Annotated in this window: 14 protein-coding genes and 1 riboswitch; of the genes, 4 read left to right on the top strand and 10 right to left on the bottom strand. The window is 71.4% G+C overall.

The window, feature by feature from the left end; all coding sequences use genetic code 11:
• Positions 1-43 precede the first annotated feature (43 nt).
• The 5 genes from K8Z49_RS38930 to gcvT all read right to left on the bottom strand — a co-directional run bounded on the left by K8Z49_RS38930 (position 44) and on the right by gcvT (position 4,906).
• On the bottom strand, positions 44-535 hold the full coding sequence (locus tag K8Z49_RS38930) for a hypothetical protein (protein WP_021594850.1): 492 nt from the start codon (positions 533-535) through the stop codon (positions 44-46).
• A gap of 147 nt (positions 536-682) precedes the next feature.
• Positions 683-2,056, bottom strand: a complete 1,374-nt coding sequence (locus K8Z49_RS38935; protein WP_412516532.1) for an L-serine ammonia-lyase — start codon at positions 2,054-2,056, stop codon at positions 683-685.
• Between the two features lie 56 nt (positions 2,057-2,112).
• Positions 2,113-3,369 (bottom strand): serine hydroxymethyltransferase, encoded by a 1,257-nt coding sequence (glyA, locus tag K8Z49_RS38940; RefSeq protein ID WP_075023365.1) that lies wholly within the window; start codon positions 3,367-3,369, stop codon positions 2,113-2,115.
• Positions 3,366-3,755: a glycine cleavage system protein GcvH gene (gene gcvH / locus K8Z49_RS38945; RefSeq protein WP_024935452.1), complete on the bottom strand. Its 390-nt coding sequence runs from the start codon at positions 3,753-3,755 to the stop codon at positions 3,366-3,368. The genes glyA and gcvH overlap by 4 nt, the downstream gene beginning before the upstream one ends.
• A gap of 56 nt (positions 3,756-3,811) precedes the next feature.
• Positions 3,812-4,906: a glycine cleavage system aminomethyltransferase GcvT gene (gene gcvT / locus K8Z49_RS38950; RefSeq protein ID WP_075023366.1), complete on the bottom strand. Its 1,095-nt coding sequence runs from the start codon at positions 4,904-4,906 to the stop codon at positions 3,812-3,814.
• Positions 4,907-5,071: 165 nt separating this feature from the next.
• Positions 5,072-5,167: riboswitch (glycine riboswitch) on the bottom strand.
• A gap of 169 nt (positions 5,168-5,336) precedes the next feature.
• Between gcvT and K8Z49_RS38955 the strand changes: the two genes are divergently transcribed.
• Positions 5,337-6,635: a M50 family metallopeptidase gene (locus tag K8Z49_RS38955; protein ID WP_075023367.1), complete on the top strand. Its 1,299-nt coding sequence runs from the start codon at positions 5,337-5,339 to the stop codon at positions 6,633-6,635.
• Positions 6,636-6,713: 78 nt separating this feature from the next.
• On the opposite strand, the gene K8Z49_RS38960 is transcribed toward K8Z49_RS38955, so the two are convergent.
• A complete protein-coding gene (locus K8Z49_RS38960) occupies positions 6,714-7,811 on the bottom strand; it encodes a PLP-dependent cysteine synthase family protein (RefSeq protein ID WP_024935451.1) in 1,098 nt (365 codons plus the stop codon).
• Positions 7,812-7,899: 88 nt separating this feature from the next.
• Here K8Z49_RS38960 and K8Z49_RS38965 point away from each other — a divergent pair, with 88 nt between their 5' ends.
• The gene (locus K8Z49_RS38965; protein WP_412516534.1) at positions 7,900-9,096 is read left to right on the top strand and encodes a hypothetical protein; all 1,197 of its coding nucleotides are present in this window, start codon (positions 7,900-7,902) and stop codon (positions 9,094-9,096) included.
• 262 nt (positions 9,097-9,358) lie between these two features.
• On the opposite strand, the gene K8Z49_RS38970 is transcribed toward K8Z49_RS38965, so the two are convergent.
• A complete protein-coding gene (locus K8Z49_RS38970; protein WP_075023369.1) occupies positions 9,359-10,885 on the bottom strand; it encodes an ATP-dependent DNA ligase in 1,527 nt (508 codons plus the stop codon).
• A gap of 123 nt (positions 10,886-11,008) precedes the next feature.
• On the opposite strand from K8Z49_RS38970, the gene K8Z49_RS38975 reads away from it, so the two are divergent.
• Complete coding sequence (locus K8Z49_RS38975) at positions 11,009-11,746, top strand: hypothetical protein (RefSeq protein WP_021596439.1); 738 nt, start codon at positions 11,009-11,011, stop codon at positions 11,744-11,746.
• A 564-nt stretch (positions 11,747-12,310) separates the two neighbouring features.
• Here K8Z49_RS38975 and K8Z49_RS38980 read toward each other — a convergent pair.
• Together K8Z49_RS38980 and K8Z49_RS38985 are read right to left on the bottom strand one after the other, a co-directional pair.
• Positions 12,311-13,171: an SDR family NAD(P)-dependent oxidoreductase gene (locus K8Z49_RS38980; protein WP_021596436.1), complete on the bottom strand. Its 861-nt coding sequence runs from the start codon at positions 13,169-13,171 to the stop codon at positions 12,311-12,313.
• Positions 13,172-13,212: 41 nt separating this feature from the next.
• Complete coding sequence (locus tag K8Z49_RS38985; protein WP_412516535.1) at positions 13,213-14,319, bottom strand: ferritin-like domain-containing protein; 1,107 nt, start codon at positions 14,317-14,319, stop codon at positions 13,213-13,215.
• Between the two features lie 107 nt (positions 14,320-14,426).
• Between K8Z49_RS38985 and K8Z49_RS38990 the strand changes: the two genes are divergently transcribed.
• Positions 14,427-15,098, top strand: coding sequence for a TetR/AcrR family transcriptional regulator (locus tag K8Z49_RS38990; protein WP_024935448.1), 672 nt, complete (start codon positions 14,427-14,429; stop codon positions 15,096-15,098).
• On the opposite strand, the gene K8Z49_RS38995 is transcribed toward K8Z49_RS38990, so the two are convergent.
• Entirely contained in the window at positions 15,052-15,696 is a 645-nt protein-coding gene (locus K8Z49_RS38995; protein WP_235206432.1) for a TetR/AcrR family transcriptional regulator, read from the bottom strand. The genes K8Z49_RS38990 and K8Z49_RS38995 overlap by 47 nt on opposite strands.
• Between the last annotated feature and the right edge of the window lie 55 nt (positions 15,697-15,751).

Here is a 15,751-nt window from a genome sequence, read left to right on the forward strand (position 1 = left end):
GCCCTGCTTGGGGCATCGCGCAGATGCGCCGTCAGCGACCGCGTCAGGGCGTGCGGGTGCGTACGCGACCGACCACGGTGGCGATGACCGCGAAGACCAGGCCGGTCCCCACACCGATGATCGTGGCGATTCCCACCGTGTAGCCGCGAAGGGCGAGTTCCTGGAACGCCGGGCTGAACTTCTCGGCGAAGTCCGATGCACCGGCCGTCGGCTTGTTCCCGTACCCCGCGGCCGCGTTCCAGAGCACCTGGTGGACGATCGACAGCGAGAGCGCGTACAGCGCACCGAGGACGACGAAATCCATGAACGGCTTGCTGGTCCTGCGGAAGACCGCCACCGCGAGCCAGGCGGCGAACGGGGCCAGGGCCAGGAAGTAGTACAGCAGACCGCTTTCCGGCTCAACGATGTCCAGGTCGGCGAGAACGGTCCGAGGCAGCCCGACGGCGACCAAGGCCAGCATCAGTCCGGCGGGCATGTCCGTCAGCCGCATCGGCCGGGGCGCCTTCGTCTCCGTGCGGGTCAGCAGGGTGTTCATGGGCTTTCTCCTCTTTCGACTGCACGTCAGTCTCGCCGGGAGCCCAAGGCCGGACATCTGCTCGGAGGAGACACCCGCACTACCGCAGCCGAGGTACGCCGCATGCCGCCGGGTACTCCCGTCACCGGTCCAGGCCGTCCTGCGGCGTCAGCATTCGATGACGTTGACGGCCAGGCCGCCCCGCGACGTCTCCTTGTACTTGTCGAGCATGTCGCGGCCGGTGTCGCGCATCGTCTTGATGGCCTTGTCGAGGGAGACGAAGTGGCGGCCGTCGCCGCGGAGGGAGATGCGGGCGGCGCTGATGGCCTTGATGGCGCCGACGGCGTTGCGTTCGATGCAGGGGACCTGGACGAGGCCGCCGACCGGGTCGCAGGTGAGCCCGAGGTTGTGCTCGATGCCGATCTCGGCGGCGTTCTCGACCTGCTCGGGGGTGCCGCCGAGGACCTCGGTGAGGGCGGCGGCGGCCATGGAGCACGCGGAGCCGACCTCGCCCTGGCAGCCGACCTCGGCGCCGGAGATGGACGCGTTCTGCTTGAACAGGACGCCGATCGCGCCCGCGGCCAGCAGGAAGCGGACGACGCCGGCGTCGTCGCAGCCGGGGACGAAGCGGTCGTAGTAGTGCAGGACGGCCGGGATGATCCCGGCGGCGCCGTTCGTGGGAGCGGTGACGATGCGGCCGCCGGCGGCGTTCTCCTCGTTGACAGCGAGGGCGAAGAGGGTGACCCAGTCCATGGCGTGGAGGGGGTCGGAGGCCTTCTCGGTCGAGAGCTGCCGGTGGAGCTGCGGGGCGCGGCGGCGGACCTTCAGGCCGCCCGGCAGGAGGCCCTCGCGGGTGCAGCCCCGGGTCACGCAGGCGCGCATCACGTGCCAGAGGTCCAGGAGGCCGTCGTGGATCTCGGCGGCGGTGCGGCCGAACGCCCTCTCGTTCTCCAGCATGAGCGCGGAGATCGACAGGCCCGTCTCCCTGCAGCGTTCGAGGAGTTCGGCGGCCGTCTCGAAGGGGTGGGGCAGGACGGTGTCGTCGGGCTTGATGCGGTCGGCGCCCGTGGCGTTCTCGTCCACGATGAAGCCGCCGCCGACGGAGTAGTAGACCTTCGAGCGCAGTTCGCCGCCGGCGGCGTCCAGGGCCGTGAAGAGCATGCCGTTGGGGTGGCCCGGCAGGGACTTCTTGCGCTCGAAATGCAGGTGCTCGTTGACCACGAAGGGGATGTCGTGGTCGCCGAAGAGGCGCAGGGCGCCGCGCTCGCGGATCGCCGCGAGGCGTTCGTCGACGCGGTCGACGTCGACCAGCTCGGGTTTGTCGCCCTCAAGGCCGAGGATGACGGCCTTGTCGCTGCCGTGCCCCTTACCCGTGAGGCCGAGAGAGCCGTACAGGACGACCTGGACGGAGGCCGTCTTCTCCAGCAGGCCGTCCTGGCCGAGGCCGCGGGCGAAACGGTGCGCGGCGGCCATCGGGCCGCCCGTGTGGGACGACGACGGCCCGATACCGATCTTGAACAGGTCGAAGACGCTGATGGCCATGCGCTACCTCGGTGCGGCCGCGCCCCCTCCCGGGCAGGGGAGGGGGCGCCCGGACGTCACAGGTTCGGGTACAGGGGATGCGCGTCCGCGAGGGCCTTCACGCGGGCCGCGAGGGCGTCACGGTCGAAGCCCGGCTGGAGGGCCAGCGCGATGACGTCCGCGACCTCGGCGAAGTCCGCGGCGCTGAAGCCGCGGGTGGCGAGGGCGGGCGTGCCGATCCGCAGGCCGGACGTCACCATCGGCGGGCGCGGGTCGTTCGGCACCGCGTTGCGGTTGACGGTGATGCCGATGTCGTGCAGGCGGTCCTCGGCGTCCCGCCCGGTGAGGTCGGAGTCCACCAGGTCGACCAGGACGAGGTGGACGTCCGTCCCGCCGGTGAGCACCTTCACGCCGGCCTTGGCGGAGTCCTCGGCCAGCAGCCGCTCGGCGAGGATCTTCGCGCCCTCGACGGTGGCCGCCTGCCGGGCCCTGAACCCGTCCGACGCGGCGATCTTGAGCGCGACGGCCTTGGCGGCGATCACGTGCTCCAGCGGGCCGCCCTGCATGCCCGGGAACACCGCGGAGTTGATCTTCTTGCCGTACTCCTCGCGGGCCAGGATCAGGCCGCCGCGCGGGCCGCCGAGCGTCTTGTGCGTGGTGGTCGTGACGATGTCGGCGTGCGGCACCGGCGACGGGTGCAGGCCCGCCGCGACGAGCCCGGCGAAGTGCGCCATGTCGACCATCAGCAGCGCCCCGACCGAGTCGGCGATCCGCCGGAACGCCGGGAAGTCGAGCTGCCGCGGGTAGGCCGACCAGCCCGCCACGATCATCTTCGGCCGGTGCTCCGCCGCGAGCGCGGCCACCTCGTCCATGTCGACCAGGCCGTCCTCGCCCCGGACGTGGTACGGAACCACGTTCAGCACCTTGCCGGAGTAGTTCAGCCGCATCCCGTGCGTGAGGTGCCCGCCGTGCGCGAGGTCGAGGCCGAGGATCGTGTCGCCGTGCTGGAGCAGCGCGAAGTAGACCGCCGTGTTCGCCTGCGCCCCGCTGTGCGGCTGGACGTTGGCGTGGTCCGCGCCGAACAGCGCCTTGGCCCGGTCGATCGCGAGCTGCTCGGTGACGTCGACGTGCTCGCAGCCCCCGTAGTAGCGCCGGCCCGGGTAGCCCTCGGCGTACTTGTTCGTCAGGACGGAGCCCTGCGCCTCCAGCACCGAGACCGGGGCGAAGTTCTCCGACGCGATCATCTCGAGGGTCTGCTGCTGCCGCCGCAGCTCCGCCGCGACCGCCTCGGCGACCTCCGGGTCGGCCGCCGCGAGGGAGTCGTCCAGGCTCATGATTCCTCGATCAGCTTGTCGTAGGCGGCGGAGTCGAGCAGGTCGCCGGGCTCCTCCGAGATCCGGACCTTGAAGATCCAGCCCTCGCCGTACGGGTCGTCGTTGATGACCTTCGGCTCGTCCACCACGGCGCTGTTGATCGCGGTGATCTCGCCGCTGACGGGGGAGTAGATGTCGCTGACCGACTTGGTCGACTCCACCTCGCCGCACGGCTCGCCCGCCTCGACGGTGTCGCCCTCGGACGGCTGCAGCTCCAGGTAGACGATCTCACCGAGCGCGTCGGCGGCGTGCGCGGTGATGCCGACCGTGACGATGCCGTCCTCGCCGCCGAGGCCCGACACCCACTCGTGCTCCTCGCTGTAGCGGAGCTCCTCAGGAACGCTCACGATCACTTCTCTCTTCTCAATGTGGGGGCCGACCCCCACACCCCCGGACAACTACTTCAGGAACGCTTGTAGAACGGCAGGTTCACCACGTCCACGGGCTCGTGCCGGCCGCGGACGTCCACGGCGAGGTCCGTCTCCCCGACGCCGCTGTCGAGGTACGCCATGGCGATCGGCGTGCCCAGTGTGGGCGACGGGGCGCCGCTCGTCACGACCCCGCACGGCGTGCCGCCGGACGTGACGACCTGGTATCCCTTGCGGGGCGCGCGCCGGCCCCGCGCGACCAGTCCGACGAGCCTACGGCCCGGCGGGGTCTGCGCCTGCGCCGCCAGGGCGGTCTTACCCACGAAGTCGCCCGGCTTGTCCAGCTTCACGACCCGGCCGAGGCCCGCCTCGAACGGGGTGGTCTCGGCGGTCAGCTCGTTGCCGTACAGCGGCATGCCCGCCTCCAGGCGCAGCGTGTCGCGGGCCGACAGCCCCGCCGGGACGACCCCGTCCACCGCGGCGAGCGCCTTCCACAGCGGGACGGCGTCCGCGGCGTCGACGAACAGCTCGAAGCCGTCCTCGCCCGTGTAGCCGGTGCGCGCGATGAGCGCGTCGACGCCCGCGACCCGGTCGGCGAGGATCGCGTAGTACTTGAGGTCCGCGAGCGGCGCGCCGGTCAGGCCTTCGAGGATCGACTGGGAACGCGGGCCCTGGAGGGCGATCAGCGCGTACGACGCGGACCGGTCGTCCACGGCCGCCTCGAAGTTCGCGGCGCGCTCGGCCAGCGCGTCCCGGACGACGTCCGCGTTCGCGGCGTTCGCGACGACCATCCAGGTCTCGTCCGCGAGCCGGTAGACGATCAGGTCGTCCAGGACGCCGCCGTCCTGCCCGCAGATCATCGTGTAGCGGGCCTTGCCGACCGGCATCGGCGACAGGTTCCCGACCAGCGCGAAGTCGAGCGCCGCGCCCGCGCCCGGACCGGAGAGGAAGATCTCTCCCATGTGCGACAGGTCGAACAGCCCGGCCCCGGTGCGTACGGCCTGGTGCTCGGCGGTCTCGCTCGCGTAGCGCAGCGGCATCAGGTAACCGGCGAAGTCGACGAGGTTCGCGCCGAGGTCCTCATGGACGTCGTGCAGCGGCGTCTTCTTCGCAGTCGAATCGGCGGACATGGGTTGGGCTCCTTCGTCACGGGCGCACGTGGTCCATCGTCCCACCCGCGCACCGGGCGTCTCGGTGCCTCCCCCTCTGTCATCGGCGCCTGAGAGCTTCACCCGCCTACGCGGCGGGCTTTCACCTTCGGCGGGGGACGTGAGTCCCCGCTTTCCAGAGGTCGCCTGGCCCGTGCGGTCCGTGGGCCTGAGAGGTTCCGGGGAGGATTTGCTCCTTCGGCGTCCCCGGCCGGCTGCAGGGGACTCTCCCGCACGGGATGATCGGCGGGCCTCATTATTGCATTTCCCTCCCGGCGCGGGCGACGCCCCGCTGCGCATGCTCAGCAGTTCACTCCGGGCTTCAACCGGAATGCGGCGCGCTAACGTACTCTGAGGTGATTGCCAACGCTCACCCCCCGGCGCGGGGTGCACGACCGGAGGGGCACGACGCATGGTCTACTACCTGGCTGGGGCGTTGATCCTCTTCTTCGGCCTGCTGGTGTCCATCGCGTTGCACGAACTCGGGCACTTCTCGTTCGCCAAGCTGTTCAAGGTCCGGACGACCCAGTTCATGGTCGGGTTCGGCCCGACGATGTGGTCCCGGCACCGGGGCGAGACCGAGTACGGCGTCAAGTGGATCCCGCTCGGCGGCTACATCCGCATGATCGGGATGCTGCCGCCGCGCAAGGGCGACGCCCCGGGGCAGGTCCGCCGGGTCAGCACCGGCCCGTGGCAGGGGCTCATCGAGAACGCCCGCGGCGCGGCGCTGGAGGAGGTCGGCCCCGGCGACGAGGACCGCGTCTTCTACGCCAAGAAGTGGTGGCAGAAGCTGCTGATCATGTTCGGCGGCCCCGCGATGAACCTGCTGCTGTCGGTGATGTTCTTCGCGATCCTGCTGATGGGCATCGGCACCAACCAGCCGCAGCCGGTGATCAAGGAGGTCGCCGAGTGCATGGTGCCGGCGAGCTCCGAGGCCACCACGTGCCCGGCGGACGCGGCGCCGACGCCCGCCCGGCAGGTCGGGCTCCAGCCGGGCGACCGGATCGTGGCGTTCGACGGCCAGAAGATCGACGACTACGCGCAGCTGCAGAAGCTCATCCGCGGGGACGGCGGGCAGACCGTCCCGATGACCGTCCAGCGGGACGGGCGGGAGCTGGCGCTGAACGTCCCGATCACCCGCAACCAGATGTACGACCTGGAGGACGAGGACAAGGTCGTCAACGTCGGGTTCCTCGGGATCACGCCGGACAGCGCGATCGAGCGGCAGGGCCCCGGCGCGGTCGCCAGCACGATGGGCGACCTGACCGCGCGCACCACGGGCGCGCTGCTCCGGATGCCGCAGAAGATGGTCGGCGTCTGGAACGCGGCCTTCGGCGGCGACGAGCGCGACCCGAACGGCCCGATCGGCGTCGTCGGCGTCAGCCGCATCGGCGGCGAGGTCGCCGCGTCCGAGGACTTCTCCGGGATGGAGAAGGTCTCCTTCTTCGTGATGCTGCTCGGCTCGCTGAACCTCGCGGTCGGCCTGTTCAACCTGGTCCCGCTGCTGCCGCTGGACGGCGGCCACATCGCCGGCGCGCTGCTGGAGGCGATCAAGAAGGCGTTCGCGAAGATCTTCCGCAGGCCCGACCCCGGCTACGTGGACGTCGCCAAGGCGCTGCCGGTGACCTACGTGATGGCGGTCGTCCTGATCGTCATGGGCGGCCTGCTCATCTACGCCGACCTGTTCAACCCGGTCCGTGTCACGGGATAGCCGTCACTCTGTCGGCCGTCATGGGGTCGGCCGTCATGGGGTCGGCCGTCATGGGGTCGGCCGTCATGGGGTCGGCCGTCACGCGATGTCCGGCATCTCGCCGGTCTTGAGGAAGCCGTTCAGCGCGGCCAGGTACGGCGCGATGTCGAGGCCCTGCGCCGCGAGCCACGCGTCCGAGCGGTACGTGTGCGCGTAGCGCTCGCCACCGTCGCAGATCAGCGTGACGACGCTCCCGCGCTCCCCGCGCGCCCGCATCTCCGCGATCAGTTCCGCCGCGCCCCACATGTTGGTGCCGGTGGAGCCGCCCACGTCCCGGCCGCTGACCTCGCTCGTCCAGCGCATCGCCGCGACCGACGCCGCGTCCGGCACCCGGATCATCCGGTCGATCACCGTCGGCAGGAACGACGGCTCGACGCGCGGGCGCCCGATGCCCTCGATCCGCGAGCCCGCCGCGGTCCGCTCCGGGTCGCCGTCGGCGAACGAGCCGTGGAACGCCGAGCCCTCCGGGTCGACGACGGCGAGGCGCGTCTGGAACATCCGGTACCGCGCGTACCGGCCGATCGTCGCGGACGTCCCGCCGGTGCCCGCGCCGACGACGATCCAGGACGGTTCCGGGAACCGCTCCAGCCGCATCTGCTCGAAGATCGACTCGGCGATGTTGTTGTTGCCGCGCCAGTCCGTCGCCCGCTCGGCGTAGGTGAACTGGTCCATGAAGTGGCCGCCGCACTCGGCGGCGAGCCGGCGCGACTCGTCGTAGATCGAGGACGGGTCGTCCACCAGATGGCAGCGGCCGCCGTGGAACTCGATGAGCTGGATCTTCTCCGGGCTGGTGGACGCGGGCATCACCGCGACGAACGGCAGGCCGAGCAGCCGCGCGAAGTACGCCTCCGACACCGCGGTCGACCCGCTGGACGCCTCGATGATCGTCGTGTCCGCGTGGATCCAGCCGTTCGCCAGCGCGTAGAGGAACAACGAGCGCGCGAGCCGGTGTTTCAATGAACCCGTCGGGTGGACGGACTCGTCCTTCAGGTAGAGGTCGATGCCCCACTCCGGCGGCAGCGGGAACACGTGCAGGTGCGTGTCGGCGCTGCGGTTGGCGTCGGCGTCGACGAGCCGGATCGCCTCGGCGGTCCACGCCCGGTACCCGGGGTCGCAGCGATCCACGGTGCGGCTCACGGCGGTGCCCTCCTCGATCGTCGTCGATCGGCCGGGTCCCACGATATCCGCGCATGTCGCAGGGCATCATGGAGGCTGCGGGGGGCAGATGATCGAGATGTTCGACGAACGCATCGTGGCCACTGGGCGGCTGCCGCTGTTCGGTTTCTTCGTCGCGTTCATCATCACGTTCGTGCTGACGCGGATCAACGTCCGGCTGATCCGCGCGAACGTGCGGTGGTGGTTCCGCAACATCACGGCCGGTGACCTGCACATCCACCACGTGGTGTTCGGCGTCGTGCTGATGCTGCTGGGCGGGGTGGCGAGCCTCGCCGTCCCGGACGCCTACGTCGGCCTCGACCTGGTGGCGGCCGCCGTGTTCGGCATGGGATCCGCCCTCGTCCTGGACGAGTTCGCCCTGATCCTGCACCTCAGCGATGTGTACTGGACGGAGAAGGGCCGCGCGTCCGTCGACGCCGTGTTCGTCGCGATCGCGGTGACGGGGCTGCTGCTGCTCGGCATCCGCCCGCTCGGCTACGAGGGGATCGCGCCCGACCCGGGCACCGGCGTCCTCACCCGCGTCTACGTCGCCTCCCTGGTCGTCAACCTCGTGTTCGCCGTGGTGACGCTGCTGAAGGGCAAGATCTGGACGGGTCTCATCGGCCTGTTCGTGCCCGCGCTGCTGATCGTCGGGGCGATCCGGGTGGCGCGGCCCGGCTCGCCCTGGTCGCGCTGGCGGTACGGCCTCGACTCGCGCAAGTACCAGCGGGCCGTCCGGCGGGAGAGGCTGTTCCGGCGGCCGCTCATCCGCGCCAAGATCTGGGTGCAGGAGTTCATCGCGGGACGGCACGACCTCATCCCGCCGGAGCTGCTGCAGCGCCGCGCCGAGGCCGCCGAGCGGGCCCGCCGCCGGCGGCTCGCCCGCGCCGAACGCCGCGCCGCGGCCCGTGCCGGGCGCAGGGCCGCGGCGCGCGCGGAACGCCGGTCCGGGCGCCGGTCGGGGCGGCGGGGCGCCCGCAGGGCCGCGCCGGAGGGGGAGCGCGGTCCCATCGGCGGCTCCCTCGTCCGTGCCCAGCGCACCGCCGGGATCTGGGCCGAACGCCGGTCCGGGACCCGCGCCCGGAGTCGCACCTTCTCCCGCACCCGCCGCAAGGCCGCGTCCCGCGTGCGGACCCGCGCCGTGCCCAGGCGCAGACGCCCCGGCCCGGAGGAGGACGCACCGCCGGGGCCTCCGCCAGAGGAACGGACAGGCCCCCCGGCGGGGACGCCCGGTGCCGTGGACGAGCGCGGCCGGGCCAGTCCGTGACGCGCTAGTCCGTGACGCGCTAGTCCGTGACGCGCTAGTCCGTGACGCGCTAGTCCGTGACGCGCTAGTCCGTGACGCGCTAGTCCGTGGCGGGCTAGTCCGTGGCGGGCTAGTCCGTGGCGGGCTAGTCCGTGGCGGGCCAGTCCGTGGCGGGCCAGTCCGTGGCGGGCCAGTCCGTGGCGGGCCAGTCCGTGGCGGGCCAGTCCGTGGCGGGGTTGGTCCGTGGCGGGGTTGGTCCGTGGCGGGGTTGGTCCGTGGCGCGCTAGTCCATGATGGGGGCGACAGCGCGGACGGTGTCGATCGTGTCGGCCTCGGAGGCGGCCTTGTCGGGGCGGTAGCGCAGGACGCGCGCGAAGCGCAGCGCGATGCCGCCGGGATAGCGCGGGCTGTGCTGGACCCCGTCGAACGCGATCTCGACGACCAGCTCCGGGCGGACGTGCACGGTCCAGGAGTCCTCGCGGACCGCCAGCTCGCGGAGCTTCTCGGTCTGCCAGGCGAGCAGCTCGTCGGTGAGGCCCTTGAACGTCTTGCCGAGCATGACGAACCCGCCGGTCTCGGGGTCGCGGGCGCCGAGGTGCAGGTTGGACAGCAGGCCCTGGCGGCGCCCGTGCCCCCACTCGACGGCGAGGACGACGAGGTCGAGGGTGTGCCGCGGCTTCACCTTGATCCATCCGGCGCCGCGCCGGCCCGCCGTGTAGGGGGTGTCGAGGGACTTCACCACGACGCCCTCGTGCCCGCGCGCGACCGCCTCGTCGAAGACCTCCTTGGCCCGTGCGGGGTCGCCGGTCACCACCCGCGGCATCCGCAGCTCCTCGGGCACCACCCGGGCCAGCGCCGCGTTCCGGTCGGCGCCGGGGGCGTCCAGCAGGTCGGTGCCGTCCAGGTGCAGGACGTCGAAGAGGTACACGCTCAACGGGACGGGCTCGGTGTTCTTCGCCGTCCGGGTCGCGGTGCGGGCCGCGGTCACCTGGAAGGGATGGGGGCGGCCGTCCGGCCGGAGCGCGATCAGCTCGCCGTCGAAGACCGCGGCGCGGGCGGGCAGGCCCCGCACCGCCTCGACGACCTCGGGCAGCCGGGCGGTGATCTCGTCGAGCGTCCGGGTGAACACCCGCACCTCGCCGCCGGACACGTGCACCTGCGCGCGGATCCCGTCCAGCTTCCACTCGACGGCCGCCTCCGCCTTGAGCTTGCCGAACGCCTCGTCGACGGACGGCGCCGACGCCGCGAGCATCGGCTTGACCGGACGCCCGACCTCCAGGGTGAACCCGCGCAGCGCGTCGACCCCGCCGGCGAGCGCGGCGGTGGCGACCGGGCCGAGCGACCCGCGCAGCATGACCGCGCGCCGCACCTCGGCGGACGGCACCCCGGCCGCCGCCGCGATCGCCTCGGCCATCACCCCGTCCAGCGCGCCCTGCCGCAGTTCGCCCGCCAGCAGCCGGATGAGGAAGCCCTGCTCGGCGCGGGTCGCGCGGCCGAGCAGCGCCGCGACCAGCTCGCGCCGCCGGGCGACCGACCCGGTGCCCGACACCGCGCCGATCTCGGTGAACGCAGCGTCCACCTCCGTGACGGTCAGCGACGGCCGCGCCGCGGGCTCCGGGACGTCCCGCAGCGCGGCGTACCCCACCCCGATCTGGCGTTGCGGCAGCTCACCCGACAGGTAGGCGACCACGGTCGCGGCCTCGCCGGGCTCGGCCGCGCGCAGGCACTCCGCGAGCGCGGTTACCTTGGCCTTGCGGCCCGCGGTGCCCGCGACCGCCTCCGACGTCCGCGTGATGTCCGCTATCAGCACCCCTTCATTGTGACCACGGGGTCTGACGATCGGCACCCGCCGGGGGCCTGGTCAGGGGCGGCGGGGCTGGCTACGTTGGCGGGAGGCGGACCTGTGTCCAGACGGGGGAGTGAGGAGCGGGGCGTGGGCCTTCAGCGTCCGGTCGAGCCGTTCCACCGGCCGTACGCCGGGCCGGAGCCGCCGGCCCCGGCCCGCCGGCCGAAGCGGCTGCTCGTGCTGCTGGTGGGCGTCGTCGCGTTCGCGGTGGCGGCGGTGACGGTGTTCCTGATGGCGCCCGGCCGGCGTGACGGCGGCACGGACAGGGCCGCCGTCACGCCCCGGGGCAGCGCGTCGGCGCCGGCGGCCCCGATGCAGCAGGGCCGGGTCGTGAAGGCGCTCCCGGCGCCCTGCGGGACGGTGTCGGCGGCCACCGTCGAGAAGGCCGTCCCGAAGGCGTCGAAGCGGCAGAACGCGAACTCGACGCTCACCACGTGCACGTTCTCCTCGACCGGCTCGGCCTTCCGCTGGCTGCGGGTGGAGGCGCACCTGTACGCGCCGGCCGACACCGCGACGCCGGTGCAGGACGCCGAGGGCTTCTACGACGCGCAGTGGGCCCAGGCGCACGACGCCCCGCTCGTCCGCACCATCACGCTGGAGCGCGCCACCGGGATCGGGGACGAGGCGTACCGCTGGTTCAAGGCCGACGAGGGGCAGCCGACCGTGGTCGGGCAGGTCACGGCGCGGACCCGCAACGCCGTCTTCACGGTCAGCTACAGCGAGCGGGCGCCCGCGGCGGCGGAGCGGGACGCCCGGGAGCGGGCCTGCCTCGCCACGGCGACGGCCGCCGCCCGCGAGGTCCTCGCCGCACTGAATCATTTCTGACCTGAATCGGCCGATCATGGCATATTCACTGTCAACAGCTTCTAAGGTGTTTCGTAAAGGGGAGGAATGCCGATCAAGCTCCCGGTCCAGGTCGGATGGTCGGCATATGAGAAAGCCTGGGAGGAGGAGGTCGACGCCGTGACCGTCCAAGCGGTAGGGGTGTCCTGGGTGTAGGTGAGGACCAGGTCAGGCCATTGAACTCGACGATGGGCCGCGGAGTGGACCCCGCTCCGCGGCCCTTATCGCGTTCTGGGAGTGGACCAGCGCCCGCAATTTACCGAAGCATTTTCTAACAACCGGTTCGACGTCAAGATAATTGGCCGCCGGGTAGAACCGGTTACCGTTCCAGAAGCCCGGTGCGTATCCACACGTCACGCGCCCGCCCGTCCAGGAAACCGACCCTGTCGAAGAACAGGGTGCACTTCCGAACCACCCACCCCATCACCCCGCGCCCGTTGATCCGATGCCGGAACTGACGCTGCCCGCGCTCCGCGAGGGTGACCTGACCGATGTGCGCGGGGAGAGGATCGTTGTCAGGTCGCATGGTTTGGTTGAGCGCGGGAGCTAGGACTTGGTGGGGATCCTGGCCAGGAGGCGTAGGGATGCGGGGGACACCCTGGACAGGGTGTGCAGGAGGTGGCCCTCGACGTTCACGGGGACCACGGGCTTGTTCTTGACGATGGCGTGGACGACCCGCTCGGCGACCTTCTCCGGCGGGTAGTTGCGCAGTCTGATGGCCTTGGTGCCGCGGTCGCGCAGGCGGCTCAGGGCGGGGGCGTCGTCCCCCACGTAGCGTGCGTTCCTGACGATGTCGGTGCTGACGAAGCCGGGGCAGACGGCGGTGACGCCGATCCGTGACCCCGCCAGTTCGGCGCGCAGGCACTCGCTGAGCATGAGGACGCCGGCCTTCGTCGTGCAGTAGGCCGGCATCGCCCGCCACGGCGCGAACGCGGCGGCGGACGCGATGTTGACGATGTGGCCGCCGAAGTTCGGCTTGTCGGGCTTGTTCGGCAGGGCGTGGACGCGGTCGCGCATCTGCCGGCCGAACAGCCGGCAGCCGTGCACGACGCCCCACAGGTTCACCCCGAGGATGTGCTCCCAGTCCTCCACGCCGGTGTCGAGGAAGGAGCCGGCGACCGCGATGCCCGCGTTGTTGACGACGATGTCGGGGACCCGGTGGGCCTCCTTCACCTCGGCGGCGAAGGCCTCCATGGCGGCGGCGTCCGCCACGTCCACCTCGTAGGCGGTGCCGCCCGCGCCGAGCGTCTTGGCGAGGACGGCGGTCCGCTCGGCGGCGGGCAGGTCGATGTCCGCGGCGACGACGCTCGCGCCCCCCTCGGCCAGTGCGAGGGCGACGGCCCGCCCGATTCCGCCGCCGGCTCCGGTGACGACGGCGAGGGCGCCGTCGAAGCGCGCGAGTGGCATCACAACCTCCGAGGTGTCCGGGTCGAGTGATCCAACCGTACTCAGCCCGCCGCGGCGTCGGCGATCACGGCGTCGACCTCGGCCTTGCGGTCGGCCTCCTCGGCGGCGAACCGCTCGGTGTCCAGCTTCTCGGCGATCTCCTCGTCCTGGTTCATGAGGGCGTCGAGGTCGGCCTTGGACATGTCCAGGACGCCCATGTCGTCGTAGGTCCGCTGGATGCGCTCGCTCCACAGCCCGATGTCCTTCACGCACGGGACGATCCGGCTGAACAGCAGGCTCTGGAACATCCTCATGTAGGGGGAGTTCTCCACCAGCTCGTCGACCTCCTTCGGGTCGATGCCGAAGTTGGTCCAGATCTCCCTGCCGCGGATGCGGTCGCGCATCAGGTAGCAGCCCTCGATGACGAAGTCCTCGCGCTCGCGGAGCTCGGCGCGCGAGAGCTGCTTGTAGTAGTCGCGGAGGGCCAGGCGGCCGAACGCGACGTGGCGCGCCTCGTCCTGCATGACGTAGGCGAGGATCTGCTTGGGCAGCGGTTTGGTGGTGATGTCGCGGATGACGCCGAACGCGGCGAGCGCGAGGCCCTCGATGAGCACCTGCATGCCGAGGTAGGGCATGTCCCAGCGGGAGTCGGTGAGGGTCTCGTCCAGCAGGTCCTGCAGCTTGGTGTTGATCGGGTAGACCATCCCGACCTTCTCGTGCAGGAACCGCGTGAACAGCTCCACGTGGCGCGCCTCGTCCATCGCCTGGGTGGCGGAGTAGAACTTGGAGTCGAGGTCGGGCACCGACTCCACGATCCGGGCGGCGGTGACCATCGCGCCCTGCTCGCCGTGCACGAACTGGGAGAACTGCCACGACGTGGAGTGCCGCCGCAGTTCGCCGCGCTCCTTCTCCGACAGCATGTCCCAGTACTTCGTCCCGTAGATGGCGAGGGACTGGTCGGGGACGCCGAGGATGTCGTGCGGATCGACCTCGACGTCCCAGTCGATGCGCTTGGCGGCGTCCCACTGCTTGTCCTTGCCCTTCTGGTAGAGGGCGAGGAGACGGTCGCGCCCGTCGTCGTACTCCCAGGTGAACCTGGCGTCGCCGGCCATCGGGACGTTCCAGGTCTCGGCCGGGACGGGGTCGGTGTAGAGGTCGTGTGTCGACAAGGGAGCTCCTCCCCGGGCCGCAGACGTACGATGTACGTCTTACGTACAATGTACGTACGGTGGCATGGGACACTGAGCGGTGTCAACGGCGGGAGGGAGCGGAAGCGATGGTGAGGCGTGTGACCTCCGACACCCCGCGTCCGGGCCTGACCCGCGCGCGCATCGTGCAGGCGGCCGTCGCGCTGATCGAGCGGGAGGGCGCGGACGCGCTGTCGATGCGCCGCGTCGCGGCCGAGCTGGACGTCGCCGTCATGTCCCTCTACAACCACGTCCCGAACAAGGGCGCGCTGCTGGAGGGCGTCGCCGAGCACGTCGTGGCGGGCCTGGAGCTGCACGACGACCCGTCCGAGCCGTGGCAGGAACGCGCCCGCGCCCTCGTCCGGGCGTTCCGCAAGGTCGCCCACGACAACCCGCGCTGCATGTCGATCGTCCTCACCCACAAGGTCGACACCCCGGTCGGGCTGCGCCCGGCCGAGCGCGCCCTGGCCCTCGCCGCCGCGGCCGGGTTCGACGGGGAGACGTCCGTGCGCATCATGCGCGCCCTCCTCGCCTACGCGCTCGGCGCCCAGCTGCGCGAGATCGGCATGGCGAAAATGCTCGGGCACCTGGCCGAGAACGGCGCCGAGTCGTGGACGCGGCTCGACCCGGAGGAGTTCCCGCACGTCCTCGCCTACGGTCCCGCGCTGGCCGACGTCGATCCCGAGACCGACTTCGAGTTCGGCCTCGACCTGCTCATCGGGGCTCTGGAGGCGCTTCCCCGGCGGACAGGTACGGGCTGAGGCCCTTCCAGCAGAAATCGGTCATGTAGCGGGCCGCGTCCTTCGCCGACACGTCGGGCCGGCTCGTCTGCCACTGCGCGAGCCGCTCGCTCGCGCCGATGATGATCTCGGTGTAGGCGGCCACGGCGCCGGACGGCGCGGACGGCGCGAACGTCGCGAGCACCCCGGCGATCAGCGTGCTCTGCTGCCGCCGCGTCGACTCGACGGCCTCGATGGTCTCCGGCGAGGCGGCCGTCGGCTCGCGCAGCAGCATCGCGAACGACCTGCTGTGCTCGTCGATGAACTCGAAGTAGGCGACCATGCCGCGCCAGAGGATGTCCTCGGGGGTGGTCGCGCCCGCCATGGCCTTCCGCGTGACGTCGAACAGCTCGGCCTTGGACCGGCTCACGCAGGCGACGAGCAGCCCGTCCTTGGAGCCGAAGTACTCGTAGAGCATCGGCTTGGAGACCCCGCACCGCTCGGCGATCTCGTCCATGGAGGTGGCCTGGAAGCCGCGCTCGCCGAACACCTGCTCCGCCACGTCCAGCATCTGCCGCTCGCGCTCGGCCCGGGACATCCGGCGCCGGTGCGACGGGGGCCGCGATGTGGCGCCACTCACAGAAGAATCCCCTCTGTTGGACCTACCGTCAGTAACCTACTCCGGGTAACTTACC

The organism is Actinomadura madurae, from assembly GCF_047130825.1.
Lineage (GTDB): Bacteria > Actinomycetota > Actinomycetes > Streptosporangiales > Streptosporangiaceae > Spirillospora > Spirillospora madurae.

Coding starts and splice junctions, on each gene's coding strand:
- K8Z49_RS38955 (WP_075023367.1), top strand. CDS start 5,337: ATGGTCTACTACCTGGCTGGGGCGTTGATCCTCTTCTTCGGCCTGCTG.
- K8Z49_RS38965 (WP_412516534.1), top strand. CDS start 7,900: ATGATCGAGATGTTCGACGAACGCATCGTGGCCACTGGGCGGCTGCCG.
- K8Z49_RS38935 (WP_412516532.1), bottom strand. CDS start 2,056: ATGGCCATCAGCGTCTTCGACCTGTTCAAGATCGGTATCGGGCCGTCG.
- K8Z49_RS38990 (WP_024935448.1), top strand. CDS start 14,427: ATGGTGAGGCGTGTGACCTCCGACACCCCGCGTCCGGGCCTGACCCGC.
- K8Z49_RS38930 (WP_021594850.1), bottom strand. CDS start 535: ATGAACACCCTGCTGACCCGCACGGAGACGAAGGCGCCCCGGCCGATG.
- glyA (WP_075023365.1), bottom strand. CDS start 3,369: ATGAGCCTGGACGACTCCCTCGCGGCGGCCGACCCGGAGGTCGCCGAG.
- K8Z49_RS38980 (WP_021596436.1), bottom strand. CDS start 13,171: ATGCCACTCGCGCGCTTCGACGGCGCCCTCGCCGTCGTCACCGGAGCC.
- gcvT (WP_075023366.1), bottom strand. CDS start 4,906: ATGTCCGCCGATTCGACTGCGAAGAAGACGCCGCTGCACGACGTCCAT.